The 24,042-nt window shown below is 72.7% G+C and carries 21 protein-coding genes; 8 read left to right on the top strand and 13 right to left on the bottom strand.

Features of this window, described 5'->3' with window-relative positions; all coding sequences use genetic code 11:
* Positions 1-172: 172 nt before the first annotated feature.
* From ACIPK4_RS27630 to ACIPK4_RS27595, 8 genes are read right to left on the bottom strand one after another with little or no spacing between them, the layout of a single operon-like run.
* On the bottom strand, positions 173-1,393 hold the full coding sequence (locus ACIPK4_RS27630; RefSeq protein ID WP_402317148.1) for an MFS transporter: 1,221 nt from the start codon (positions 1,391-1,393) through the stop codon (positions 173-175).
* On the bottom strand, positions 1,390-2,424 hold the full coding sequence (locus ACIPK4_RS27625; protein WP_402317146.1) for a zinc-binding dehydrogenase: 1,035 nt from the start codon (positions 2,422-2,424) through the stop codon (positions 1,390-1,392). The genes ACIPK4_RS27630 and ACIPK4_RS27625 overlap by 4 nt, the downstream gene beginning before the upstream one ends.
* Positions 2,421-3,314 (bottom strand): sugar phosphate isomerase/epimerase family protein, encoded by an 894-nt coding sequence (locus tag ACIPK4_RS27620; protein WP_402317144.1) that lies wholly within the window; start codon positions 3,312-3,314, stop codon positions 2,421-2,423. Before ACIPK4_RS27620 ends, ACIPK4_RS27625 begins: the two co-directional genes overlap by 4 nt.
* The gene (locus tag ACIPK4_RS27615) at positions 3,311-4,408 is read right to left on the bottom strand and encodes an alcohol dehydrogenase catalytic domain-containing protein (RefSeq protein ID WP_402317141.1); all 1,098 of its coding nucleotides are present in this window, start codon (positions 4,406-4,408) and stop codon (positions 3,311-3,313) included. The genes ACIPK4_RS27620 and ACIPK4_RS27615 overlap by 4 nt, the downstream gene beginning before the upstream one ends.
* Complete coding sequence (locus ACIPK4_RS27610; protein ID WP_402317138.1) at positions 4,405-5,415, bottom strand: ROK family protein; 1,011 nt, start codon at positions 5,413-5,415, stop codon at positions 4,405-4,407. Before ACIPK4_RS27610 ends, ACIPK4_RS27615 begins: the two co-directional genes overlap by 4 nt.
* Entirely contained in the window at positions 5,412-6,116 is a 705-nt protein-coding gene (locus ACIPK4_RS27605; protein ID WP_402317136.1) for an HAD-IA family hydrolase, read from the bottom strand. The genes ACIPK4_RS27610 and ACIPK4_RS27605 overlap by 4 nt, the downstream gene beginning before the upstream one ends.
* Positions 6,117-6,125: 9 nt before the next feature.
* Positions 6,126-6,899 (bottom strand): SDR family NAD(P)-dependent oxidoreductase, encoded by a 774-nt coding sequence (locus ACIPK4_RS27600; protein WP_402317134.1) that lies wholly within the window; start codon positions 6,897-6,899, stop codon positions 6,126-6,128.
* The gene (locus ACIPK4_RS27595) at positions 6,896-8,143 is read right to left on the bottom strand and encodes a sedoheptulose 7-phosphate cyclase (RefSeq protein WP_402317131.1); all 1,248 of its coding nucleotides are present in this window, start codon (positions 8,141-8,143) and stop codon (positions 6,896-6,898) included. Before ACIPK4_RS27595 ends, ACIPK4_RS27600 begins: the two co-directional genes overlap by 4 nt.
* A 225-nt stretch (positions 8,144-8,368) precedes the next feature.
* Here ACIPK4_RS27595 and ACIPK4_RS27590 point away from each other — a divergent pair, with 225 nt between their 5' ends.
* Positions 8,369-8,833, top strand: coding sequence for a hypothetical protein (locus tag ACIPK4_RS27590; protein WP_402317128.1), 465 nt, complete (start codon positions 8,369-8,371; stop codon positions 8,831-8,833).
* 33 nt (positions 8,834-8,866) lie between these two features.
* On the opposite strand, the gene ACIPK4_RS27585 is transcribed toward ACIPK4_RS27590, so the two are convergent.
* The 3 genes from ACIPK4_RS27585 to ACIPK4_RS27575 form a co-directional block, all read right to left on the bottom strand.
* Positions 8,867-10,045 (bottom strand): MAB_1171c family putative transporter, encoded by a 1,179-nt coding sequence (locus tag ACIPK4_RS27585; protein WP_402317125.1) that lies wholly within the window; start codon positions 10,043-10,045, stop codon positions 8,867-8,869.
* On the bottom strand, positions 10,042-10,497 hold the full coding sequence (locus tag ACIPK4_RS27580; protein WP_376199955.1) for a hypothetical protein: 456 nt from the start codon (positions 10,495-10,497) through the stop codon (positions 10,042-10,044). Before ACIPK4_RS27580 ends, ACIPK4_RS27585 begins: the two co-directional genes overlap by 4 nt.
* A 254-nt stretch (positions 10,498-10,751) precedes the next feature.
* Positions 10,752-11,219: an Lrp/AsnC family transcriptional regulator gene (locus tag ACIPK4_RS27575; protein ID WP_376199951.1), complete on the bottom strand. Its 468-nt coding sequence runs from the start codon at positions 11,217-11,219 to the stop codon at positions 10,752-10,754.
* Positions 11,220-11,346: 127 nt separating this feature from the next.
* On the opposite strand from ACIPK4_RS27575, the gene ACIPK4_RS27570 reads away from it, so the two are divergent.
* From ACIPK4_RS27570 to ACIPK4_RS27555, 4 genes are all read left to right on the top strand, one after another.
* Positions 11,347-12,321: a DMT family transporter gene (locus ACIPK4_RS27570; protein WP_402317120.1), complete on the top strand. Its 975-nt coding sequence runs from the start codon at positions 11,347-11,349 to the stop codon at positions 12,319-12,321.
* A complete protein-coding gene (locus ACIPK4_RS27565; RefSeq protein WP_402317117.1) occupies positions 12,314-13,507 on the top strand; it encodes an aromatic amino acid transaminase in 1,194 nt (397 codons plus the stop codon). The genes ACIPK4_RS27570 and ACIPK4_RS27565 overlap by 8 nt, the downstream gene beginning before the upstream one ends.
* A gap of 185 nt (positions 13,508-13,692) precedes the next feature.
* On the top strand, positions 13,693-15,762 hold the full coding sequence (locus ACIPK4_RS27560) for a discoidin domain-containing protein (RefSeq protein ID WP_402317115.1): 2,070 nt from the start codon (positions 13,693-13,695) through the stop codon (positions 15,760-15,762).
* A 123-nt stretch (positions 15,763-15,885) separates the two neighbouring features.
* Positions 15,886-16,515 carry a TetR/AcrR family transcriptional regulator gene (locus ACIPK4_RS27555; RefSeq protein ID WP_402317113.1) on the top strand — a complete coding sequence of 210 codons (630 nt, stop codon included), beginning with the start codon at positions 15,886-15,888 and terminating at the stop codon, positions 16,513-16,515.
* A 60-nt stretch (positions 16,516-16,575) separates the two neighbouring features.
* Here the strand turns inward: ACIPK4_RS27555 and ACIPK4_RS27550 are convergent, their stop codons facing one another.
* Positions 16,576-17,535: a LysR family transcriptional regulator gene (locus ACIPK4_RS27550; RefSeq protein WP_402317111.1), complete on the bottom strand. Its 960-nt coding sequence runs from the start codon at positions 17,533-17,535 to the stop codon at positions 16,576-16,578.
* Positions 17,536-17,703: 168 nt separating this feature from the next.
* On the opposite strand from ACIPK4_RS27550, the gene ACIPK4_RS27545 reads away from it, so the two are divergent.
* Entirely contained in the window at positions 17,704-21,189 is a 3,486-nt protein-coding gene (locus ACIPK4_RS27545) for a M28 family peptidase (RefSeq protein WP_402317457.1), read from the top strand.
* A gap of 119 nt (positions 21,190-21,308) precedes the next feature.
* Here ACIPK4_RS27545 and ACIPK4_RS27540 read toward each other — a convergent pair whose 3' ends face one another.
* Positions 21,309-21,587 (bottom strand): hypothetical protein, encoded by a 279-nt coding sequence (locus ACIPK4_RS27540; protein WP_054225102.1) that lies wholly within the window; start codon positions 21,585-21,587, stop codon positions 21,309-21,311.
* Between the two features lie 262 nt (positions 21,588-21,849).
* On the opposite strand from ACIPK4_RS27540, the gene ACIPK4_RS27535 reads away from it, so the two are divergent.
* Positions 21,850-23,127 (top strand): VWA domain-containing protein, encoded by a 1,278-nt coding sequence (locus tag ACIPK4_RS27535; RefSeq protein ID WP_402317108.1) that lies wholly within the window; start codon positions 21,850-21,852, stop codon positions 23,125-23,127.
* The gene (locus ACIPK4_RS27530) at positions 23,127-23,954 is read left to right on the top strand and encodes a hypothetical protein (protein ID WP_402317106.1); all 828 of its coding nucleotides are present in this window, start codon (positions 23,127-23,129) and stop codon (positions 23,952-23,954) included. The genes ACIPK4_RS27535 and ACIPK4_RS27530 overlap by 1 nt, the downstream gene beginning before the upstream one ends.
* Positions 23,955-24,042 lie beyond the last annotated feature (88 nt).

Raw genomic sequence — 24,042 nt, 5'->3', positions numbered from 1 at the left:
CGAGGAGTCCGGGAGTTCAGGCCGCAGGGCGGCACGGATCCGGGGAACCCGGGGGAAATCCAGGGGCCGGGGATCCGGGGACTCCTCGCGAGGTCGGCGTAACAGAAAGCCGTTTCCAAAGCCTCGCGATGACTCTAGTGGCGATTTGGCTAATATACAAGCAGCTTGGGCACTAAGGGAGCGCGGGGACCGGTCGACGTACGAGGACGACGGCCAGCACCACCACCGCGAGCGCGACCGAGGCCGCCGGCAACCAGGCGGCCGAGCGGCCGAGCAGGGCGGCGCCCAGCGCGGATCCGCCGGCTATCCCGACCTGGAAGCCGGTGACGTACACGGAGGAGGCCCGGTCGGCGTCCCCCGCCGCCAGGCGCATGACCGCCGTCTGGAAGACCGGCCCGGCGGCGGCGAACGCCCCGCCCCACACGGCGACGGCGATGCCCACCGCGGTGTACTGCACCACCGGCGGGGCCGGTACGAACGCGAGGGCCAGCAGGCCGACGCCCGCCGCGAACGCCGCCATGGTCACGGTCGCCGCGCGCTGCGGGGCCCGGTCGTTGTGGCGGCCGATGAGGTAGGTGCCGGCGGCCCCCGCGAGCCCGAAGACCGCGAGGAGCGCGACGACCGTGCCCGGCGCCCCGGTCACCTCGGTGACGATGACGGCGAAGTAGGTGTAGCTGAGGAAGTGCGCGGTGACGAGCACGACCGCGACGCCGCAGAGCGTCAGGACCGCGGGCCAGTCGACGCGCTCCCGTACCGCCCCGTCCGCGGCCGGGCCCTCCTCCCGTGCGGCCGGACCCGTACCGCGCGGCCGCAGGGCCCAGACGAGCGCGTACGTCACGACCACGGTGGCGGCCGCCAGCACCAGGGCGGTGGCCCGCCAGCCGATGAGCTCCCCGATGAGGGTCGTACCGGGACTGCCCACGATCGCCGCGAGCGATGCACCGCCGAACACCGCGGCGGTGGCGGTCCCCACGAGGTCGCGCGGCACCAGGGCCACCGCCGCCGGAGCGATCAGCGACCACAGCACCCCGTGCGTGAGCGCCGCGGCGACCCGGCTGACGGCCATCATGGCGAACCCGTTCGAGGCGGCGGCCAGCACCTCGGCGACGACCAGGACGCCGAGGGAGACCACCAGCGCCGTGCGGCGCGGGACGCGCGCGGCGAGCGCCACGGTCGGAACGGTGACGAGGGCGGCGACCACGGCGTATCCGCTGACGAGCAGGCCGACCTGGCCGGCCGTCACCTCGAGGTCGCCGGCGATGTCACGGATGAGTCCGACCGGGAAGACCTCGAAGGTGACGTACACGAACGCGGCCCCCGCGAGCACCGCCAGCCGCAGCGCCGTCGGCGCGTCGATCCGCGGGGCCGTCGCCGGCTCCGCCGTACCGCTCATCGGCGCGTCCCGGCGGCGTCCGCGTCGATCCGCACCAGCACCTTGGGGCGGCTGCGCCGGTCGCTGGCCAAGTGGGTGAAGGCGGCGTCCAGTTCGTCGAGCGGGAAGACCCGGTCGACGAGGGCGTCCAGGTTCACCGCTCCCGACTCCACGAGGGCCACGAGCCGGTCCCAGTGGCCGATGCCGGACAGCACCCCGTGCAGCGTGACGTCCCGGATCACCAGGGCCGCGGCGTCGAAGCCGTCCACGGCGTGGTGCGGCGTCCCGAGCTGGGCCACCCGCCCGCCGGACGCGACCAGGCGCAGGGCCGAGCGGACCGCGGCCGTGCTGCCGGAGGCCTCGATCACCGCGTCGTACGCCTCCTCGTCCGGCCGGGCCGGTGCGGCGCAGGCGCGCAGGCCGAGGTGTTCGGCCAGCTCACGGGCGGCGGGCTGCGGGTCGAACACGACGGGGTCGGCGCCCATGGCCCGCGCGGCCTGGGCCGCCGCCAGCCCGAGCGTGCCCGCCCCGAGGACCGCGACGCGGTCATGGGAGGTCACGCCGAGCCGGTCGAGCGCGTGGACCGCGGCGGCGGTCGGCTCCAGCAGGGCTGCGGCCTCGTCGGAGAGGCCGTCGGGTATCCGGGTCAGGGTCTCCACCGGTGCGGTGAGCAACTGGGAGCCGGCGCCGGGGTGGTCGCCGAGCACGCCGATCTCGCTGCGGTCGGGGCAGTACCGGATGCGGCCGGCGCGGCACTGCGGACACCGGCCGCAGGTACGGAAGTTGTGACCTGAGACGCGCTGTCCGGTCAGGCCTCCGTCCACACCGGGGCCGAGGCCGACGACGGTGCCGGTCCACTCGTGCCCGGGGACGAAGGGGTAGCTCTTGAGGCCGTCGCGCAGGTAGTTGCTGGTGCCGTCGTAGAAACCGAGGTCGGTTCCGCACAGGCCGAGCAGGCCCACCCGGACCAGCACCTCCCCGGGGCCGGGTGCGGGCGGGTCGACGTCGGTGACCGCCAGCGTGCGGGGGGCGGTGAGCCGAATGGCTTTCATCTGGGGTCCTCGTCATGGCTGGGCCCGACCGCGGTGCGGCAGAGCGTGATGTCCTCGCGCAGGCGGCCCGGCGCGTGCCGGTAGTCGTTCTCCACGAGCACGGAGCGGACGACGCAGTGCCGCAGCAGCTCGGGCAGGTCGTCGAAGGCGGTGCCCGGTGCCGGTACGGCGCCGCCGGCGGCGGGGGGAGCGGGTTCCTTCACGTGCAGGTCGGGCAGCAGGAGTCCGGGGGCCGAGACCGCTCGGGCGAAGGCGAGGGGATCGTGCCCGGCCTCCTTGAGGTTGCCGGTGTCCAGCACCAGGCGCAGGGCCGGGTGGTCGACCGCCCGGGCGAGGGCGAGCGACTCGCGGGCGCCGAGGGGCGATTCGTACGCGAGCGTGATGCCCGCCCCCGAACCCGGTCCCGTGCTCCGGCCCGGACCCGGACCCGAACCGGGACCCGGAGCCGCACCGGCCTCCGCGATGCGTTCGCACAGGGTGCGCAGCGCATCGACCGTGCCGGCCCGCAGCCCGGCGGTGGCCGGCAGGCTCCGGCGGAAGCCCGGGACGTGCAGCACCCGCACGTCCAGGCGCAGCGCGCAGTCCAGGGCCCGCTCCAGTACGGCGAGCGCCGTCGGACGGGCGGTCCCGCGGTCGTCGGCCAGTCCGATGTCGTTGATGTGGTTGACCGCGAGCACGTCGACCCGGATGTCCCTGCCGACGGCCCCGGCCGCGCGCAGTTCGGCGGGTTCGCTGAGCAGGGGCCCTCGGTGGGCGCCGCCGAAGTCGAGGTGCAGCAGGTCGGCTCCGGCCGCCAGGGCGGCGCGCGCCGCCCCGACCCGGTCCGTGCCGATCCGCCACTGCGGTGCGGCGACCGCGACACCGGCTGCCGGCCGGGCCGTGGCCGTCATGGGCGGCCGCCGATCCGGATGGCGGCCTTGAGCACCCGCCGCCCTCCGGCGACCCGGTCGGCCGAGGCCAGCACCGAGTTGATCAGGGCGGCCGCGGCCGCCAGGTCCACCTCGTGGGTGAGGACGCCCTCCCCCGGGGGTTCTTCGTCCCCCCGGCCCAGCAGGAGACCGACCGCTTGCCGCAGGTGCTCCCCCGACACCCCGCGGTGGCCGTGCAGCAGCAGCGGTCCGGCCGGGCGGTCGAAGCGGTGCACCCGCGGCGGCCAGGGCGTGCCGCCGCAGTTGTCCGCGCGCAGGGCGGCGACGTCGATGGCGCCCGCGGTCAGGGGGATGCGACCGGCCGGCAGGCCCGCGTGCACGTCGACCAGCAGGGTGCCCCGTACGTGGCGGTCCACCGCGGTGAGCGCCTCCTGCGTCCCGGTGCGCGGCGTGGCGATCACGACGGCGGCCGGCGAGGGCAGGGCGGCCAGGAGGTGCGGCAGGCCGGCGTCGTGCGGGTGGACCGCGTCGGCGCCGTGCCCGACCAGGAGCACGGGCAGCCCGGGGAGTTCACGCTGCCAGGCGTCGCGGGCGAGCCGTCCGACGATCCCGTCCCCCCACACCGCCAGGGCGGCGGGACGGGTCGTGGCCAGTGCGGTGCGCAGGCCGTACAGGACCGAGGCCAGGGGCTCGGCCAGCGCGGCCACGCGCGGCCGGTCCGCGCCCTCCGGTACGGGCAGCACCAGTCCCGCACGTACGGCGGCGGCGGGGATGCGGGTGCGTTCGGCCCACAGGCCCGGAAGGTTGTGGCCCAGCAGGAACGAGGGGTCGCCGGGGTGGGTGGGATTGACGGTGACCAGTGCGCCGGCCTCAAGGCCGGAGTCCCCCGGCTCCACGACGTGTGCCACGCCTTCGTGGCCCAGGACGGGGGTCGCGTCGGGGCGCAGCCCGCGCAGGATCTGCCAGTCGGTGCCGCAGATGCCGGCGACGGCCGGGGCGAGCAGGAGGTCGCCCGGGGCGAGCGGCGGGGTCGCCACCTCGGCCACCTCGACGAGGGTGCGGCCCTCGGCGTCCGCGGGCAGGCGCCGCAGTGCGCGGTGGGTCGTGGCGCTCACTGGACGAACTCCGGCCGCCAGTGGCCGATGCGTTCCGCCCCACGCAGCGCGTCGACCGAGCCCGGTCCGCAGAACACCAGCCGGTCGGCGAGCCACGCCGTGTCCCGGCCTCGGTCGGCGTAGGAGGTCGCGGTACGGAGCTGCCGGCGTAACTCGTCGGCGTAGTGGGCGCCGAGCCCCTCGACCACTCCCCCGCCCAGGCCCAGCACGTCGAGGTGCGGGTCGAGGCACCACAGGGTGCGGAGCATGTGTGCGACCGGCTCGACGCACAGCGCGAGCAGGCGCCGGGCCCCCGGGTCCCGGGCCGCGAGTGCCCCGGGGAGCCACGTCGTGAGCTCGGGGCCGGCGTCGAGACCCAGTCGTCCGGCGACCCGGGCGATGCCGGGGCCGGAGGCGATCGAGGCGAGGTGGTCGGGTGCTCCGCAGGCGCACGGCAGTCCCGAGCGTTCGGGCACGGACCCGGTGACCATGGCCGGAAGGTGGCCGATCTCGCCCTGCAGGCCCCGGTCGTCGACCGGGATGCGGTGGCGCTCCATGTCGGCGATGCGCAGCGCGATGCCGCTGCTGATGGTCAGGTAACCGATGCGCCGGGTGCCGGGACGGGCGTGGCCGGCGACGAAGTCCGCGAGGGCGGCGGTGACGTCGTTGACCAGGTTCCAGGTGACGTCGGGACGGCGGCGGTGCAGCTCGGCGTGCAGGTCGTACGGTGCGCTCTCCGCTCCCCACAGCGGAGCCGAACCGAGGACGGTGCCGGTGAGGTGGTCGAGGGCCGCCCCGAAGGAGAGGTCCGCGCGGGCGTCGGAGGGCGCCGCCCGGCACAGCAGGCCGGCCATCTCCTCCCGGAGTTCGGCGACGGACCGGCCGGGGTGGTTGAGCATGCTGGGAGAGCGGAGCCGCTCGACGGGGGCTCCCGCTCCGCCGACCCGCAGCCGCGTCCACGTCCCGCCGATGTCCGCCGCCAGGGCCGCGGCGGCGGGCGGCGCCCCGGGCACGACGGGACCGCTCACCGCAAGGCCCCCGTACGGCCGGCGACCGGCTCGGGCGCGATCAGTACGACACCGGCCGCCGGACCGGAGGCGGATCCGGCGGCGGAGTCCGGCCCGGCCACCCGGAAGCCGCGGAAGTCGGCGTACCGTTCGGCCACGTGGTCGTAGCCGGTCAGAGCGCCGATGACCACGGTGCGCGCGCCGCTGTCCAGTCCGGCGCGGACCCCGGCGTCGGAGTCCTCGAACACGATCGTGGAGGCCGGGTCGACGCCCAGGGCGGCAGCGGCCCGCAGGAACCCCTCGGAGTCGGGTTTGCCCCGGTCCACGTCGTCCGCGGTCACCATGACGCGGGGCAGCGGCAGGCCGGCGGCGGCGAGCCTGACCTCGGCGAGCCTGCGCCCGGCCGAGGTCACGACCGCCCACGAGCCGGGCGGGAGGGCCGCGAGGAGCTCGGGTGCGCCGGGTACCGGGGTGATGCCCGTGGTCTCCGACTCCTCGTGCGCGACCAGTCGCCGCGTCTCCGCATCGGCCGTTCCCGGATCGGCAAGGAAGCGGTTCACGGTCTCCCGGGTGGGACGGCCGTGCGCGTAGGCCAGGACGTCCGCCAGGTCCAGCGCGTGCCGTGCGCAGAAGCCGGCCCAGGTGGACTCGACGAGCGCGGTCGAGTCGACCAGCGTGCCGTCCATGTCGAACAGCAGTGCGGATGTGTACAGCTGAGGCAAGGGGATCTCCTACCGGGGGGAGGTGGCCAGGGGGCGCGACTGGGACACCGGTGTCCCGTCGCCGACCGACGACCAGCTGCCGTCGGGGTGCACGACCAGGGCCTCGCCCTGTTCGGCCGCGCCGCGGGTCCGGGCGAGCTCGGCCGCCAGCGGCGCGAACGCGGCCGGGGCCATGTACCCGCTGTAGTCGAAGTCCTGCGGCCGGCGGGCGCGGATGCCCGGGGTGTCGACCATGCCCGCGGGGAGCGCCTGGACGAAGCGCACCTCGCGGGGGTCGGTCTCCTGGGAGACCGACTGGACGAGCGAGTCGGCCGCGGCCTTGGAGGCGGCGTAACCCGCCCGGTCGGGACCGGCGTTGTAGACGACCTCGGACGAGATGTGCAGGAACAGTCCGGGGGCCGTCGCGCGCAGCAGGGGCAGCGTCGTCCTCAGCGTCGAGGCCAGGCCGTGCACGTTGACGGCGAACTGGTCCAGCCAGTCGGTCTCGTCGGTCTCCAGGAACGGCTCGCGCTTCGCGGTGAAGTAGACGGCCGAGTAGCAGACCAGGCCGAGCCGGTCCGGCATGCCGGACCGCAGTGCCTCCTTGGCCCCGTCGGCGTCGCGGAAGTCGAGCGGGTGCCACACCAGACGGTCGGCGCCGGGGCCGGCCGGCCTGCTGCGGCTGAAGACGTGGGTCTCGATTCCCCGGGCGGCCCATGCGTCGGCGACACCCCGGCCGATGCCGGTCGATCCGCCGACCACGACCGCCGCGTCGGCGGCCCGCGGCCGCGTGGGCGCGGTCATGCGCTCACCTTCTCGGGCAGGGGCGCCGCGACCGTGCCGGCGTGGGCCGGGGAGCGGTGCCGTTCCCACAGCAGCCGGGCGGCGTCACGCAGTTCGGCGGGGGTGACGTCGTTGACGAAACGGTGGCGTCCGATGCCCATGGGCAGCGGCAGCCGCTGCTGGCCGTCCCGGTGGCGGACGGTGTCCCGCAGGGCTTCCTCCAGCAGGCTCGTGTCGTGCAGCACGTCGTTCCACAGGGGCAGGCCGAGCGAGCGGATCACGGCGTGGACGCGGTCGGCCTGGGCCTCGCTCACGTCCCCGCGCAGGGTCGCGAGGGCCGTGGTCAGCGCCATGTCGATCACGACGGCCTCCCCGTGCAGCAGCTCGGGCAGGGCGTGCATCTCCAGGGTCGGGCTGAAGGTGTGCCCGTAGTCGACGCAGCGCTCCAGCGTCGACTCCCAGAGGTTGGGCTGGAGTTCCTCCAGCATGAGGTGGATGGACTCGGCGATGATCGCGTTGGAGGCGGTGGCGAGTTCCCCGGTTGTCCCCTGGAGCCGGTCGGCGCGTACGGCCGCACCGTGCGTCTCCAGCAGGGTGAACAGGTCCTCCGACCGGATCAGGGCCATCTTGAGGATCTCGGCGAGACCGTTGCTGACGTGCCTCAGCGGCAGGCTGCGCAGGAACGAACGGTCCAGGAAGGTGACCGTGGCCGGCGCGTACGTGCCGAGCCGGTTCTTGCCGCGCTCGTAGTTGACGCCCGTCTTGACGCCGACTCCGGCGTCCACGAGGCCGATCAGCGTCGTGGGGATGCGGATATAGGGCGTTCCGCGCCGGTAGAGGCTGGCCGCGAAGCCGACGATGTCGGTCAGCACGCCGCCGCCGATGGCGATGACCGGCTCGCGGCGGCGGTCGATCCCGAAGGCGTTCATCGCGTCGACGACGCGGGACACGGCGTCCCACTGCTTGACGGTCTCGTCGGCCCTCAGGGCCACGACGGTCGCCTCGATCCCGTGGGCGGTGAAGTACTCGCGCACCTGGGCGCCGTAGAGCAGGTCGACGTTCTCGTCGATGACGACGAGCCGCCGGTCCCCCCGGCTCATGGGTACGTCGGGGCAGCCGGTCAGCAGCGCCGTGCTGCCGGGCACGAACAGGCCGTCGGAGCTGACGACGTGGTATCGCACCTGCCGGACGGCCTCGACCGTCCACGCCGGGCCGTCGTCGACGGCCTGACGGAGCCCCTGGGTGAAAGCAGTACCGCTACGCATATCCCCTCCAGTTCGAGCGCCACATGACAAGGCAAGAGAACTCTCTATCGGCGTCTCGTCGAATATATTAGCAGCATGACTTCAGCGACGTCACGTGTGCTACACTTTCCGCAAGCGCCGATATAACAAGCGAGCGCGCGCGCACATGGGATCCCGGTCGAGCCTGAAGACCTCTGCGCTCACTTACGAAACCCACGTCGCAGAAGCACACGGAGGTCGGACGCAATGGCAACGCTGGCGGAACGCTTGAACTCCTGGTTTGCCGACGCCGCGACCACGGACGCGGTGGGCCGCCTGCGCGAGCCGTCGACCTCCGAGGTGGCCCAGGCGATCTCGGACGACCCCCGGCACGGCGTGACGATCTCCCGGAGCTACCTGACCGCCCTGCGCAACGGCTCCCAGACCAACCCCACGGTCAGCGTGCTGTCGGCGATCGTGGCGTACTTCCAGTCCCGCGACATGACCCTGCCCGTGTCGGTGAGCGCCCTCATCGACGAGGAGCCCCCGGCGCGCGCCGCCGCACTCCCGGACGAATGGGCGGCACTGGCCGACCGGCAGGTGCGCTCGATCGCGATGCGGGCCGGGCAGTTCACGCCCGAACTGCGCGACCAGCTGCTGTCCATCATGGACGTCCTGGACGCGTCCCGGCAGACCCCGCCGTCCGAGCGCGACGGTGCCCAGGGCGCCTAGGCCTAAGGCCCCCAGGGCAGCTAAGGCGCCTGGTCACGACACCGGCGCGGCGAGCCGGCTCGTACGCATCTCGCGCAGTTCGAGGGAGAGCCTGACGAGCGCGCCGAGGTCCTCCTCGTAGTCCGTCCCCTCCACCCGTCCCCTCAGCTTGGGGGCGAGGACGAACACGGACGCCGTCGACGGTCCCCCGTCCGTGCCGTTCTGCTCGGCGAGCCGGCGCAGGGCGAGGTCGACCAGGCACGCCGACGTCCGCGGGTCGTCGTCCGGTACGGGTGCCGACGCCTCCGAGGCGACGAGTTGAAGATAGGGGCCGAGCCGGGTCAAGCCGTCCCGGCATTCCACGTAGCGGCGGTACACGGCCGGTGCGTTCACCAGGAACAGGCCCCGCCGACGGCTGTGGTGATCGAGGACCAGCTCGGGATGGATCTCCACGAGCCGCTGCCACAACTCCTCCAGGCCCCGGAACTGGGCCCGCTGGAGGAGCCCCTCGCGCACGATCTGCACCACGCTCACGAAGCAGGGCAGGCTCAGCCCGGCGCACACCACGATGGTGGCGACCTGGCCGAAGCCGAAGGCGTCGGCGTACGTGATCGTCCGCCCCGGCTCGCGCAGCGTCGGCAGGTTGACCCACAGGAACCGGAACACGCAGGTGAGCGCCAGCGCGGTCAGCCCGACGGAAATGACGCTCAGCGACAGCCGGCGCAGCGAACGCCCCTGGCGCGCGTGGCGCGCGGCCAGCATGGCGCACGCGGCGTACCCGAAGAACAGGTAGAAATTGCCGAAGTTGTAGAAGGTCCTCACGCGCCAGTCGACGAGATAGGCGGACGTCAGGACGTGATTGCGCAGATGGGGCGGCAGGGACGCCGTCATGGTGCTCATCGCGGCCAGACAGATCGCGCAGGAGACCACCTCCCACGGCCACGGCGCGCCCCAGCGGGTCAGCGGGCATTCGCGCAGGAAGCCGACCATGAGGCCGAGTCCGATCAGGATCGCCACGTTGTAGGTGATCTTGGTGAACCCGGCGAAGGTGCACCCGTCGACCCAGTCGAGGACAGGGGGCTGGCTCAGGACGTTCCCGAGCCCCATGAGGAACAGCGACAGGAAGAGGTGCAGCCGCATGGGGTCACGGAAACGCTGCTGGACCAGCGCGGGAACCATCCAGGCCGCACCGCCGAGGAGCGTGACGATGGCGACCAGGTTCAGTGCGCTCACGTCAGCCCGTCGGTGAGGACCAGGCTGTTGTAGACCGAGGGCTGCCAGGGCTCGTCGAGGCCGTAGCGCCGTGCGCGGCGGCTCATGGAGATGGCCTGGTTCATGATCGTCGAGGCGATGATCTCGGCGTCCCGTTCGTCCCGGTCCGAATAGCAGGTGCGCAGCTGCAGTTCCGCCGGGCGCTCGCCCGCGAGGTCGTAGGCGATGATGTGCCCCACCTCGTGCAGGATGATGTGCGCCTGGTGCGCCTTCGTGGTCTTCGCCTGATAGGCGATCACGTCTTCGTGCTGGCGCGAGATCAGGATGCCGAAGGGCCCGTCGGCCGGCAGGTCCCATTCGAGCAGGCTGATCGGCGTACCGCGGTCCTCGCCGAGCAACTCGCACAGGGCGGTGACGCTCAACGGCAGCTGCGGTGCCAGCCTGCGTATCAGGCGGCGGCTGTGAGAACGCAATTGGGCGTCGCGCAGCCTGTCTCCCCGCGCGCCCGGCGACCGCTCTAAGACGCGCCCACCCCGACTGCCGAACATATGGCCCCTCCCCGTCTACCGCACCGGCGGAGCCTCGGACAACGACGGGCAGTCGATCCCGGGCAAGCCGGCCACGGGGCAAATCTACGCCACCGGCCCCCGGGCCCCACCGTCACGAGATCAAGATCACCATTCGGTAACTCCAGCAGGATACTCGCCGGTCAAACGTCTGCGGCAGCTCATTTTCTTCCCGTGGGGGCGGGGTAGACCCTGGACTGTTTCACGCTGCCGAACGCGAAGCTCGACTCGATCGACGCGATGCCGGGGATGGCGTGGATGCGGTGGCGGACCAGCGCCTCGTACGCCTCCAGGCTCTCGATGACCACGCGGAGCAGATAGTCGCTGCTTCCGGCCATCAGGTAGCAGTCCTGGATGTGCTCGATGACCGCTACGTGCTCCTCGAAGACCCGGACCGCCTCCTTCGTGTGGCGGTCCAGGCGTATCCGGACGAAGACGGTGATCGGCAGGCCGAAGCCGACCTGGTCGACCATGGCCGTGTAGCCCCGGATCAGGCCGGCCTCCTCCAGGCGGCGCACCCGGCGCAGGCAGGGTGACGGGGACAGCCGCACCCGGTCGGCGAGGTCCTGGTTGGACAGCCGGCCGTCGGCCTGCAACTCACGGATGATCTGCAGATCGACTGCGTCCATGGCCACTCCTTGGCAGATTCTGCCTCAAACGTATGTCCGGAAGGCAGAACTGGCAATCGGCTGCCCCGGCGGAAGATCTAGCGTTGCTCCATGGCCGGATCCGGCCCCTGAGGCTGGAGGAGCCCCCTTGGTCACCACGAACGCCGGACCCGCGACGGCGTCCCCGCCCGCCCGCGCCGCAGCCGGCCCGAGGCTCTCCCCGCAGGCGAAGGGCACGATCGCGCTCGTGGTGACCGTGCTGATCTGGGCCGCCTTCGCGCTCAGCGCCCGGGCCCTGAGCGCCTCCTCCCTGCGGCCCGCCGATGCGGCCCTGTTGCGCTTCGGCGTCCCACTGCTCGTCCTGGCTCCCGCGCTGTGGCGGCGGCGCCGGCGGATCGTCGCCGTGCGCCCGGCCGCCGCGCTCAAGATCGCCTGCGGCGCGGGGGTGCCGTTCTTCCTGGCCGCGATGTACGGCGGCTCCCTGACCTCGGCGGCGTTCGTCGGCTCGATCGTCCCCGGGATGGTCCCGCTGTTCGTCTCGGCGCTGATGGTCGCCGGCGGCCGCGGCGCACCCCGCGGCACGCAGGCGGCCGGGCTGGGGCTGATCGCGGTCGGCGTCGTCGCCCTGGTCTGGCGGTACGTGTTCCCGCTGAACACGCAGGTGCTGGCCGGGGCCGGCATCCTGCTCGTCGCCAGCGGGCTGTGGGCGCTCTACACGGTCGGCCTGAAGGAGGTGGACCTCGATCCCGTCGGGTCCATCGGCCTGCTGTGCCTGCCCTCGTTCGCCGTGATGGCGCTCCTGGCGCTGACCGGGGTGCTGCCCACGGGCCTGGCGTCGGCCGCCGGCGGCGACATCGCCCTGTTCCTGGTGGTGCAGGGGTTGGGGGTCGGCCTGTGCGCCGGCCTGCTGTACGCCTACGCCATCCGCAGCCTCGGCGCGGAGCGCAGCTCCACCGTGGGCAGCCTGAGCCCCGTCGCCGTGGTCCTGCTCGCCGTTCCCCTGCTCGACGAGTCGCCGACCCTGGCCGTGCTCGTCGGCGTCCCCCTCATCACCGCGGGCGTCGCCCTCGCCAACCGGCGTCCCCGCACCCGTACCCAGCCCGAGGTTCCCGCCCATGCTTGAGCTCCTCCTCCCTCCCCCCGTCGACCCGCTGTGGGACCTGACCGAGGCGTACGGCGCCGACGCCCGGCCCGAGCGCCTGAACCTCGTCCTCGGCGTGTACCGCGACCAGACGGGCGGCACCCCGGTCATGGCGGCCGTACGGGAGGCCGAGATACGCCTGGCGGAGCGCTCCGCCTCCAAGGAGTACCGGGGGCTCTCCGGGAACACGGCCTTCAACCGGGCGATGCTGTCGCTGGTCCTCGGCTCCGGCGGGGCCGCCGAGCGGGCCGTGGCCGTCCAGACGGTCGCGGGCAGCGGCGCGCTGCGGCTGCTGGCCGATCTGATCTGCCGGACCAGGCCGGGCACCACGGTGTGGATCAGCGACCCCGCATACGTCAACCACCGGCCCATCCTGGAGGCCGCCGGGCTGACCGTGCGGACGTACGGCTGGGCCGATGCCGAGGGCCGCTTCGACGCGGAGGGCATGCTGCGCGACCTCGGGCGGGCGCGGCGCGACGACGTCGTCCTGCTCCAGGGCTGCTGCCACAACCCGACCGGTGTCGATCCGTCGGCACAGGTCTGGGAGACCGTGGCCGGGCTCGCGGCGCAGCACGGCTGGGTGCCGTTCGTGGACCTCGCGTACCACGGGCTCGGCGACGGTCTGGAGGCCGACCTGGCGGCCACGCGGCTGCTCGCGGAGCGGGTGCCGGAGATGCTCGTCGCCATCAGCTGTTCGAAGAACTTCGGGCTGTACAGCGACCGGACCGGCTGCGCCGTCGTGCTCGGCGCCTCCCGGCAGTCGCTGCAGCACGTGGAGACGGCGCTGCAGAACGCGGCCCGCACCCTCTACTCGATGCCGCCGGAGCACGGCGCGGCGGTGGTGACGGCGATCCTCGAGGACGACGGGCTGCGGGACCTGTGGCGCGCCGAGCTGGACGGGATGCGCGCCCGGATCGAGGCCAACCGGCGCGGGCTGGCCGCGGAGCTGACGGCGCTGGGCTGGGACGCGCAGGCCGATGTGCTGGCGCGACAGAAGGGGATGTTCTCGATGCTGCCGCTCACGCCGCGTCAGATGCTCCGGCTGCGCAGCGGCTTCGCCATCTACGGGACGACCGCGGGACGGATCAACATCGCGGGGATCCCGGCGCACCGGGTGCCGTGCCTGGCGCAGGGCATCGCGGCCGTCCTCGGAGAGGGGCCGGAGTAGCCCGCGGCGGCGGCAGGGCCCGCCGCACCTGACATTCCATCAGGTCATCCGTCCCGGACTCTTGACTCTGTTACCGCCGGTAGCCATTCTCGTCACCACTGCCTGCGCGGGACATGACCATCGGCCGGCTCCCCCGGACGGTCCGCGTCCTCGACCGCGCCATCCGCCGACCGATGACGTGAGTGATGACCATGACCCGAGTCCCGCACCGAAGGCGCAAACCCCTCGCGCTGCTCGCCCTTCTCCTCGCCATGGTGGCCATGGCCCTCGGCCCCGCGCCCGGCGCGGCCGCCGAGGGCGATGCCGGCTGGTGGAACCCCACGGCGCGCCCCGCGCCCGACTCCCAGATCAACGTCACCGGTGAGCCGTTCAAGGGGACGGACGCCCAGGGACGGGTGCGGGGCTTCGTCGACGCCCATGACCACATCATGTCCAACGAGGGCTTCGGCGGCCGGCTCATCTGCGGCAAGGCGTTCTCCGACCTGGGTGTGGCCGACGCCCTCAAGGACTGCCCCGAGCACTACCCCGACGGATCCCTCGCGATCTTCGACTTCGTCACCAAGGGCGGGGACGGCAAGCACGACCCGACCGGCTGGCCGACCTTCAAGGACTGGCCCGCCCACGACTCGCTGACCCACCAGCAGAACTACTACGCCTGGATCGAACGGGCCTGGCGCGGCGGCCAGCGCGTCCTCGTCAACGACCTCGTCACCAACGGGGTGATCTGCTCGGTCTACTTCTTCAAGGACCGCAGCTGCGACGAGATGACCGCCATCCGCCTGGAGGCGCAGAAGACGTACGACATGCAGGCCTACATCGACAAGATGTACGGCGGCCCGGGAAAGGGCTGGTTCCGGATCGTCACGGACTCCGCGCAGGCCCGCGACGTCGTCCAGCAGGGCAAGCTGGCCGTCGTCCTGGGTGTGGAGACCTCCGAGCCGTTCGGCTGCAAGCAGATCCTCGACGTCTCCCAGTGCAGCAGGCAGGACATCGACCGCGGCCTCGACGAGCTGTACCGGCTCGGCGTCCGCAGCATGTTCCTGTGCCACAAGTTCGACAACGCCCTGTGCGGGGTCCGCTTCGACGAGGGCGCCCTGGGCACGGCCATCAACGTGGGGCAGTTCCTGTCGACCGGCACCTTCTGGAAGACCGAGCAGTGCACCGGCCCGCAGCACGACAACCCGATCGGCCTGGCACCGGCGCCCTCGGCGCAGAAGGAGCTGCCGGCGGGCGTGGCGGTCCCCTCGTACGCGGCCGGCGCACAGTGCAACGCGCGCGGTCTCACGGACCTCGGTGAGTACGCCGTGCGCGGCATGATGAAACGCAAGATGATGCTTGAAGTCGACCACATGAGCGTCAAGGCCGCGGGCCGGGCCTTCGACATCCTCGAATCCGAGTCCTACCCGGGCGTGATCTCCTCGCACAGCTGGATGGACCTGGGCTGGACCGAGCGCCTCTACAAGCTCGGCGGGTTCGCCGCCCAGTACATGAACGGCTCCGAAGGGTTCAGCGCCGAAGCCGCACGTACGAAGGCGCTGCGCGACAAGTACCACGTCGGCTACGGGTACGGCACCGACATGAACGGGGTCGGCGGCTGGCCGGGCCCGCGCGGGGCCGGCACCCCCAACCCGGTGCAGTACCCCTTCCGCAGCACCGACGGCGGCTCCGTCATCGACAGGCAGACCACCGGGCAGCGCACCTGGAACCTCAACACCGACGGCGCCGCGCACTACGGCCTGGTCCCGGACTGGATCGAGGACATCCGGCTCGTCGGCGGCCAGGGCGTCGTGGACGACCTCTTCAAGGGCGCCGCGTCCTACCTGGACACCTGGGGGGCGTCCGAGCAGCACAAGGCGGGGGTCAACCTCGCCGCGGGCGCACCCGCCTCGGCCAGTTCCGCCGAGTGGAACCCGTTCGTCAGCTACGCGCCCGGCAGGGCGGTCGACGGCGACCGCAACACCCGCTGGGCCAGTGACTGGAACGACGACCAGTGGCTCCGGATCGACCTCGGGTCCGCCGGCGTCGTCAAGCGCGTCACCCTGGACTGGGAGCGCGCGTACGGGAAGTCGTACCGGATCGAGGTCTCCACGGACGACGCGAACTGGCAGACGGTGTGGTCCACGACCTCCGGTGACGGAGGCCTGGACACGGCGCAGTTCGCCGGCGTCCCGGCCCGGTACGTCCGCATCCACGGCGTGGGACGCGGCACCCAGTGGGGCTACTCCCTGCACGAAGTGGGCGTCTACGGCAGCTGACGGCACCGGCGCGGCGGCGGGGGCCGGCCGGATCGGACGCACCGGTCCGGCCGGCCCCGGCCCCGTCGTCCGCCCCGTCCGTCCGCTCGGGGCGGTACGTGAACGAAGGGAAACCGGATCCGCATGGCACGCATGCCGTTGGCGCAGCGGCGCCGGCAGCTGACCGAGGCGGCGATCCGCGCGATGGCCCGCGACGGCGTCCCCAGGACGACGACCCGGTCGATCGCCGCCGAGGCGGGCGTGTCACTGAGCGTCTTCCACTACTGCTTCGACTCCAAGCAGGCGCTGCTGGAATCCGTCATCGAGACGATCACCGAGCACTACCTGGCGGTGGTGAAGGAGGAGATCCGGCCGCGGGCCACCCTCCTGGAGACCGTCCGGGCCGGCTTCCGGGCCTACTGGGACCACGTCCGGGCGCACCCGGCCGAGCACATGCTCACCTACGAGCTCACCCAGTACGCCCTGCGCGAGCCCGGATTCGAGCACCTCGCGCGGCGGCAGCACGAGCTGTACTGCGCGACGTACGCCGAACTCCTCGAACAGGTCGGGGCCGGGACGGAGTTCGGGCTGCGCGTCCCCGTCCCCGTGCTGGCCCGCTATCTGGCGGCGATGACGGACGGGCTGACCCTGAACTTCCTGGTGCTCGGCGACGCCGCCGCGGCGGCGGAGATCCTCGACATGGTCGCCGAGCAGGTCGCGGGCCTGGTCCACGACGAGCGGCTGCTGCCGTCCTCCGGCCGCCGCCCCTTCTGAGGACCCCCGTCCCCGCCCTTCTCCCCCGCCCCGCCCACGCCCCGCCTGCCGCCGGTGTCCTCATCCGAGGACGGGGTGCGCCTCCGGGTGGGCGTCCCACCACGCCCGGTGGAAGGCGTTGTTGTCCACGTTGGCCAGATAGGCGGCGGCCGCCGCGCGGTAGAGGGTGTCCGCCTGTGCTGCGGAGACCGCCGCGCGGTTCCATGCCAGGCGGATCCGGCCCGTGATCGGGGTGCCGAGCAGCGGGCGCATCACCGTGCCCTCCACGGCCGGGGCCGTGGGCTGGGTCAGGGAGATGGCGCGGCCCGCCGCCACCAGGTCGTGGCGCATCTTGCGGTCGGTGATCCGGTAGCGCAGGGAGGGGGCGAAGCCGGCCTTCGCGCAGGCCTCGACCAGCGCCTCGGGGCCGCCGTCGTCGTCCTCGACCAGGGTCATCCACTGCTCGTCGGCCAGTTGTGCGAGGTCCAGGACCTCGTGCACCGCCAGCGGGTGCCGGGTGGACATCCGGATGCAGAAGGGCTCCTTGGGCACGAGGGTCCGGGCCAGGATCCCCCGGGGCAGAGCGACCTCGTGGTCGTTGACCTCGCCGTACACGATGACGTCGTACCGGCCCGCGCCGAGCATCCGTACGAGCGCGGTCACCGAGTGCTCCACGTCCACGGTGATCTCCCGCCCTGCCGGGGCCAGGTCCGTCCGCGTGAGCAGTCCGTCGATCAGGACGAGCAGGATGCAGCCGAGCCGCAGCGGGGCGTCGGTCGCCATGGCGCGGGTCTCGGCGCCGAGGGTCTCCATCTCGGTGAGCACGCGGCGCGCCTTGGTCAGGACGAACCGGCCCAGCGGGGTCGGCTCCACCCCGTGCCGGCCGCGGACGAAGAGCTCGCCGCCCGTGACCCGCTCGATCCTGCGCAGCTGCGCGGAAAGTGCGGGCTGGGAGACACCCAGCCGGCGGGCCGCGCCGCCCAGACTGCCGGAATCCGCTATCTGGCACACGGCTTGCAGATGTCTCAACTCCAGCTGCATTCCGGCAGCTTACGCAGCGTGACCCCACGACACCATAACGCGGGTCTTATGCGTGCAGGGATGTCCCAATCTCGCCATGTGCATGCCCATACTCGGCGCGAACAGCCAGCCGCACCCCCCACACACGATCGGAGTGGACTCTTGCAGCCCACCAGATGGATGGCTTCCGTGGCGGCCATGGCGCTGACCGCGAGCCTCGCCGGCACGCTGGCCACCGCCGCGTCCGCCTCGCCACAGGCCCGTTCCGCACCCTCTCCCCGGCCGACGTCCGCCGAGCGGGCGGTCGCCGCCGCCGACGCGGCCGTCCGCAGCGGCCTCGACACCCTGGTCAACTCGCCCCAGCAGCAGTACGACCGGCGCCTGGTCACCCCCTGGGTGCAGGACCTGTACTCGGTCTCCTACGAGCGCAGCTACCGCGGCCTGCCGGTCGTCGGCGGCGACGCGGTCGTCCTCGCCGACGGCCAAGGGCGCGTCCGCGCCGTCCAGTCGGCCTCCACCACCGCAGTCGACGTGGCCACCACCCCCTCGGTCACCGCCAAGGCGGCCGAGGCCACGTCGCGCGCGGAGCTGGCCAGGGTCGACAAGGTGCTCGACAGCCGGCTCGTCGTCAAGATCAAGGACGACAAGCCGGTCCTCGCCTGGGAGACCGTCCTCTCCGGCAGCACCAGGACCGCGCCCAGCAAACTCCACGTCTTCGTGGACGCCCGCACCGGAAAGGTCGTCGACCGCCACGACGAGGTCGTCGCCGGCAGCGGCAGCAGCAAGTGGAACGGGCCCAACCCGCTCAGCGTCGACACCACCGCCTCGGGCGGCTCGTACTCGCTGCGCGACCCGAACCGGCCCGGTCTGAGCTGCGCGGACTACGACAACGGCACCGTGTTCACGAAGTCCTCCGACTCCTGGGGCACGGGCAACCCGACCTCCAAGGAGACCGGCTGCACGGACCTCATGTTCGCGGCGCAGAAGCAGTGGGACATGCTGAGCCAGTGGCTGGGCCGCAACGGCGTCAGCGGCAACGGCCGAAGCTTCCCCGGCAAGGTGGGCCTCGGCGACCTCAACGCCTACTGGGACGGCAGTTCGGTCACCATCGGGCACAACAGCGCCAACGAGTGGATCGCCGGGATCGACGTGGTGGGCCACGAGTACGGGCACGCCATCGACTCCAACACCCCCGGCGGGACCAGCGGCCAGGAGGCCGGGCTCGGCGAGGGCACCGGCGACATCTTCGGCGCGCTGACCGAGGCGTACGCCAACGAGCCGGCCCCGTACGACACCCCGGACTACACCGTGGGCGAGATGATCAACCTCACGGGCAGCGGTCCGATCCGGAACATGTACAACCCGCCGGCCGTCGACAACGACCCGGCCTGTTACAGCTCCGCGATCCCCGGCACCGAGGTGCACGCGGCGGCGGGTCCGCTGAACCACTGGTTCTACCTGCTGGCCGAAGGCAGCAGCCCCGGTGGCGGCAAGCCGAACAGCCCCACCTGCAACCAGTCCGCGGTCACCGGCGTGGGCGTGCAGACCGCCGGCAAGATCTTCTACGGCGGGATGCTGCTCAAGACCAGCAGCATGTCGTACAAGAAGTACCGGACGGCGACCCTCAGCTCCGCCAAGTCGCTCGACCCGGCCACCTGCAACCTCTTCACCCGGACCAAGGCGGCCTGGGACGCGATCAGCGTGCCCGCCCAGTCCGGTGACCCGACCTGCACCCCGAGCGGCCAGAACGACGACTTCTCGATGGCGCTGAACCCGTCCTCGGGCACCGTCCAGCAGGGGGCCTCGGTCACCACCACCGTGACCACCGGCACCACCACCGGCCAGGCGCAGCAGGTGACCCTCACGGCCACCGGCCTGCCGGCCGGGGTGAGCGCCTCCTTCAACCCGGCCACCGTGCAGTCCGGCCAGTCATCGACGCTGACCCTCTCCGCCACGGCCAACGCGGCGCCCGGCTCCTCCACGGTCACGGTCAAGGGCCAGGGCCCGAGCCTCGCGCACACCGTCGACTACGCGCTGAACGTCGGCAGCACCCAGCCCGGGACCGATCCCCCGGACGTCAACGTCGCGAACGTCCAGGCCCACCTCGCCCAGTTGAACACGATCGCCTCGCAGAACGGCGGCAACCGCCGGGCCGGCAGCGCCGGCTACACCCAGTCCGTGGCCTACATCAAGGGCAAGCTCCAGGCCGCCGGCTTCACCGTCACCGAGCAGAACTGCACCTCCTGCACCTACCCGTCCAGCAACCTCATCGCGGACTGGCCCGGCGGCCCTGCCGACCAGACCGTCATGTTCGGCGCCCACCTCGACAGCGTCTCGGCGGGCCCGGGCATCAACGACAACGGCTCCGGCTCCGCGACCCTGCTGGAGAACGCGCTCGTCCTCGCCCAGAAGAACCCCACGCTGACCAAGCACGTGCGGTTCGCCTGGTGGACCGACGAGGAGCAGGGCCTGAACGGCTCGGAGTTCTACGTGGGCCGGCTCAGCAGTGCCGAGAAGGCCGCCATCAAGGGCTACTACAACTTCGACATGGTCGGCTCGCCGAACGGCGGCTACTTCATCAACAACGTCAACTCCACGACGGCAGCGCCGCTGAAGGCGTACTGGGCCTCGCTGAACCTCGCCCCCGAGGAGAACACCGAGGGCCAGGGCCGCAGTGACGACTACTCCTTCCAGCAGGGCGGCATCCCCACCTCCGGCTACGCGGCCGGTGCCAGCGCCCGCAAGACCTCGGCGCAGGCCGCCAAGTGGGGCGGCACCGCGAACGCCGCGTACGACTCCTGCTACCACAGCTCCTGCGACACGACGAACAACATCAACGCCACGGTCCTGGACCGCAGCGCCGACGGCGTCGCCTACGCGATCTGGAAGCAGGCCGTCGGCGGCGGCACCCCGGCACAGGACTTCTCGATCGCCGCGTCCCCGGCCGCCGGCTCCGCCGACCCGGGCGGCAGCGTCACCTCCACGGTGAACACCACGACCGTGAGCGGCAGCCCGCAGACACTGGCCCTGTCCGTCTCCGGCGCCCCGGCCGGCGTGACCGCGACGCTCAGCCCGGCCTCCGTGCAGTCCGGCGGCTCCTCGACGCTCAGCGTGCAGGTCGGCGCGGGCACCACGGCCGGCACCTACACCCTGACCGTCACCGGCACCGGCACGGTCACCCACAGCACGACCTACACCCTGACCGTCGGCGGCGGGGGTTCGTGCACCCCGAAGCAGGTCGTCGCCAACGGCGGCTTCGAGAACGGCAGCAGCCCGTGGACCGCCACGGCCGGGGTCGTCACCAACCAGTCGGGCCAGGTCTCGCACAGCGGCTCGTACATGGCGTGGCTGGACGGCTACGGCGCCTCCCACACGGACAGCGCCGTGCAGGCCCTGACCCTGCCCGCCGGCTGCGCCTCGGCACGGCTCGCCTTCTACCTGCACATCGACACCGACGAGAACGAGAACGTGGTCTACGACCGGTTCACCGTCTCGGTGGGCGGCCAGACCCTGGAGACCCTGTCCAACGTGGACGCGGCCCCGGGCTACGTACTCAAGAGCTACGACGTGTCCCGGTTCGCCGGCCAGAGCGTCACCCTGAAGTTCCAGGGCGTGGAGGACCAGTCGCTCCAGACCTCCTTCGTCGTCGACGACGTCACCCTCCAGGTGAGCTGACGCCCGCCTGAACCACCCCCGGGCGGCACGTGCCCCGGCCTCGCGGCCGGGGTGCGTGCCGCCCTCGGCGTCCGCGTCGGGCGACGGCGGCGGGCGGTGGGTGTCAGTAGCGGTGGGTGTCAGTAACGGCGCGGGGACATGACCTGGGGCACGGAGTCCGCTGCCTCCAGGACGCAGCGGGGGACGCCGGGCCCGGGTGTCGCGCGGACGGACACCGGTGTCGGCGGCTCGGTCGGCAGTTCCACCTGTACGGTGACGGGCCGGTCGTGGTGGGTGGTGCCGTGGCCGGTCTCCTTGCCGTCGACCAGGATCTCCACCTCGACGTGGCGGCCGGTCTCGACGGTGGCGCTGACGGAGTGCCCCGCATGATCGATGTGGAAGTGATGGCGTCGTCTCATGAGGTCGCCTCCGGCGGGCAGTGCCGATCGTCCCCCCGGTCCAGGGTAGCCGCGGGCACCCCGGGACGCAGCGCCCGGCCGGGGTGCCGGACGGGCCGGGCCGCGGGGGACGGCGGCGCGGCCGTGTCCCCGGTCTCCGCCGTGAGGAGGTTGCGGGCGGCGAGCAGCGGGTGCGGCGGCCCGTCGGAGGGGCGGAGCGCAGGTCGCTCCCCTCCCCGGGGAACGTTTTGGTTTGGCGGTCGATCCTCAATACGATCCGGCGATGATCACAAGAAAATGGGTGGCGGCCGGGGCCTGTGGCCTGTTGGCCACTGTGGCGGTCGGGCTGTTCCCGGCGAATGCCGTCGCCGGCGAACCGGTGGCGAAGGAGTCCCCCAAGGTCGAGCTGGTCCTCGACGTCAGCGGCTCGATGCGGGCGACCGACATCGACGGCAAGTCCCGTATGGCCGCGGCGAAGCAGGCGTTCAACGAGGTGCTGGACGCCACACCGGACGAGGTGCAGCTCGGGATACGGACCCTCGGGGCCACCTATCCCGGTGACGACCGGCAGCAGGGGTGCAAGGACACCAAGCAGCTCTACCCGGTCGGCAAGCTCGACCGGACCGAGGCGAAGACAGCGGTGGCCACGCTGGCGCCGACCGGCTGGACGCCGATCGGGCCGGCCCTGCTGGGTGCGGCCGAGGACCTCAAGGGCGGCGACGCCACCCGGCGGATCGTGCTCATCACCGACGGCGAGGACACGTGTGCCCCGCTCGACCCGTGCGAGGTGGCGCGGGACATCGCCGCCCAGGGCATCCACCTCGTCATCGACACGCTCGGGCTCGTCCCCGACGCCAAGACGCGCAACCAGCTGATCTGCATCGCCGAGGCCACCGGCGGCACGTACACCTCGGTGCAGCACACCGCCGAACTCTCGGGCCGCGTCAAGCAGCTGGTGGACCGGGCCGCGACCCCGGTCCTCACCCCGGTGGCGACCGAGGGTGCCAAGCAGTGCCAGGGCGCCCCGCAGCTCGGCGCGGGCCTGTACACCGACCGCGAGACCTTCGGTGAGCACCGCTGGTACCGGGTGGACGTCAAGCCCGGCCAGGAGCTGCGCGCTTCGGTGAGCATCGCCGCCGACCGCGCGGTCAACAACGACTACGGCGTCATGCTGCGGGCGACGACCGTGCACGGCCGGGAGATCGTCCGGGGGTCGGAAGCGGGTGACGGGCGCACCGACATGCTCTCGACCGGACTGCGCTACCCGAAGGCCGAGGCCGACGACGAGACGGACGGGGACGGCAAGCCGGCCGCGGAGACGGTCTGCCTGCAGGTCAGCAACTCCTTCTCGGCGCCCGCCTCGGTCAAGACCAGCCCGGGTCTGCCCGTCGAGCTGACCATCGACGTCGTCGACGGGCCCGACCACTCCGCCGACGCGGCGTCGTTCGGTCTCGGCCGCGGCTGGTGGCTGCTCGGCGTGCTGGTGCTCGCCGGTCTGCTCGCCGGTCTGCTGTGGGGCTGGATCTCCCGCTGGCGTATCTCCGTCTGGAGGACGAACTGATGCGTACCGTACGCATACTGACCGCCGCCGCCCTCGCCGTCGGGGGCGTGCTCGGCACGACCGCCGCGGCCGCGGCGGACACCCCGTCGGCGAGCGCGAGTGCGAGCCCGGGCGCCAAGGCCTCCGGGCCGAGCGAGGCCGGCACCGCCTTCCGTACCGCCACGCCGGTCCGGCCGGGCCAGCGGGCCACGGCCGACGCGTCCACCGGCGACTACCTCTACTGGGTGGTCCCGCTGGACTCGGGGCAGCGGGCCACGGTCAAGGCCACGGTGAAACTGCCTCCGTCGGCTAACCGGCACGGGGCCTCCACCTGGCAGCTCGACGTCTACGACGGGCTGCGCCGCCGCCAGGCCTGCACGTACGGCACGCAGCGGGCAGCGGCGGCCAGGGAGGCCGCCTCGGTCGAGCTGTCCTGCACCCTGCGCACCGTGCGCCCGGGTGCGGAGCCGTGGGCCAACGATCCGCTGCCCGGCAGCTACTACGTCCGCCTGACGGTCGTCGGCGTGGCCGAGGAGGACCTCGGTCTTCCGGTTCATGCCGAGGTCGAGGCCGCCACCCGGGACACGGGCGGCGCCTTCGCGGTGGACGGCGCCCTGGCGGCACCGCTCGTACCCGGCATCGGCCGGACCGCGCAGGCGGGCGCGGCGAGTTCGGCCAAGAAGCCGGCGGCCGTCGGTGAACCGGCCGACGGCTGGTCCGGCGGCCGGTGGTCCGACCGCTGGGTGTGGACCGCGGCGGGCGGAATCCTCGGAGCCCTCGCCGGCATCTTCGGCTACTCCCTCACCCGCGGCCGGGGCCGCCCCTCGCGGGTCCCGCCCCAGGCCTGACGGCCCCGGCGGCCACGGACCCGTCCGTGGCCGCCCCGGCTGGTGGCCGGCGAGTACCCGGCTAGCCTGGTGGAGGGGCCGCACGCCG

Source organism: Streptomyces sp. NPDC086989 (assembly GCF_044745505.1).
In the GTDB taxonomy this organism is placed as follows: domain Bacteria; phylum Actinomycetota; class Actinomycetes; order Streptomycetales; family Streptomycetaceae; genus Streptomyces.
Note: the sequence above shows the minus strand (reverse complement) of the source record. Positions and strands in the feature narration are given on the sequence as shown.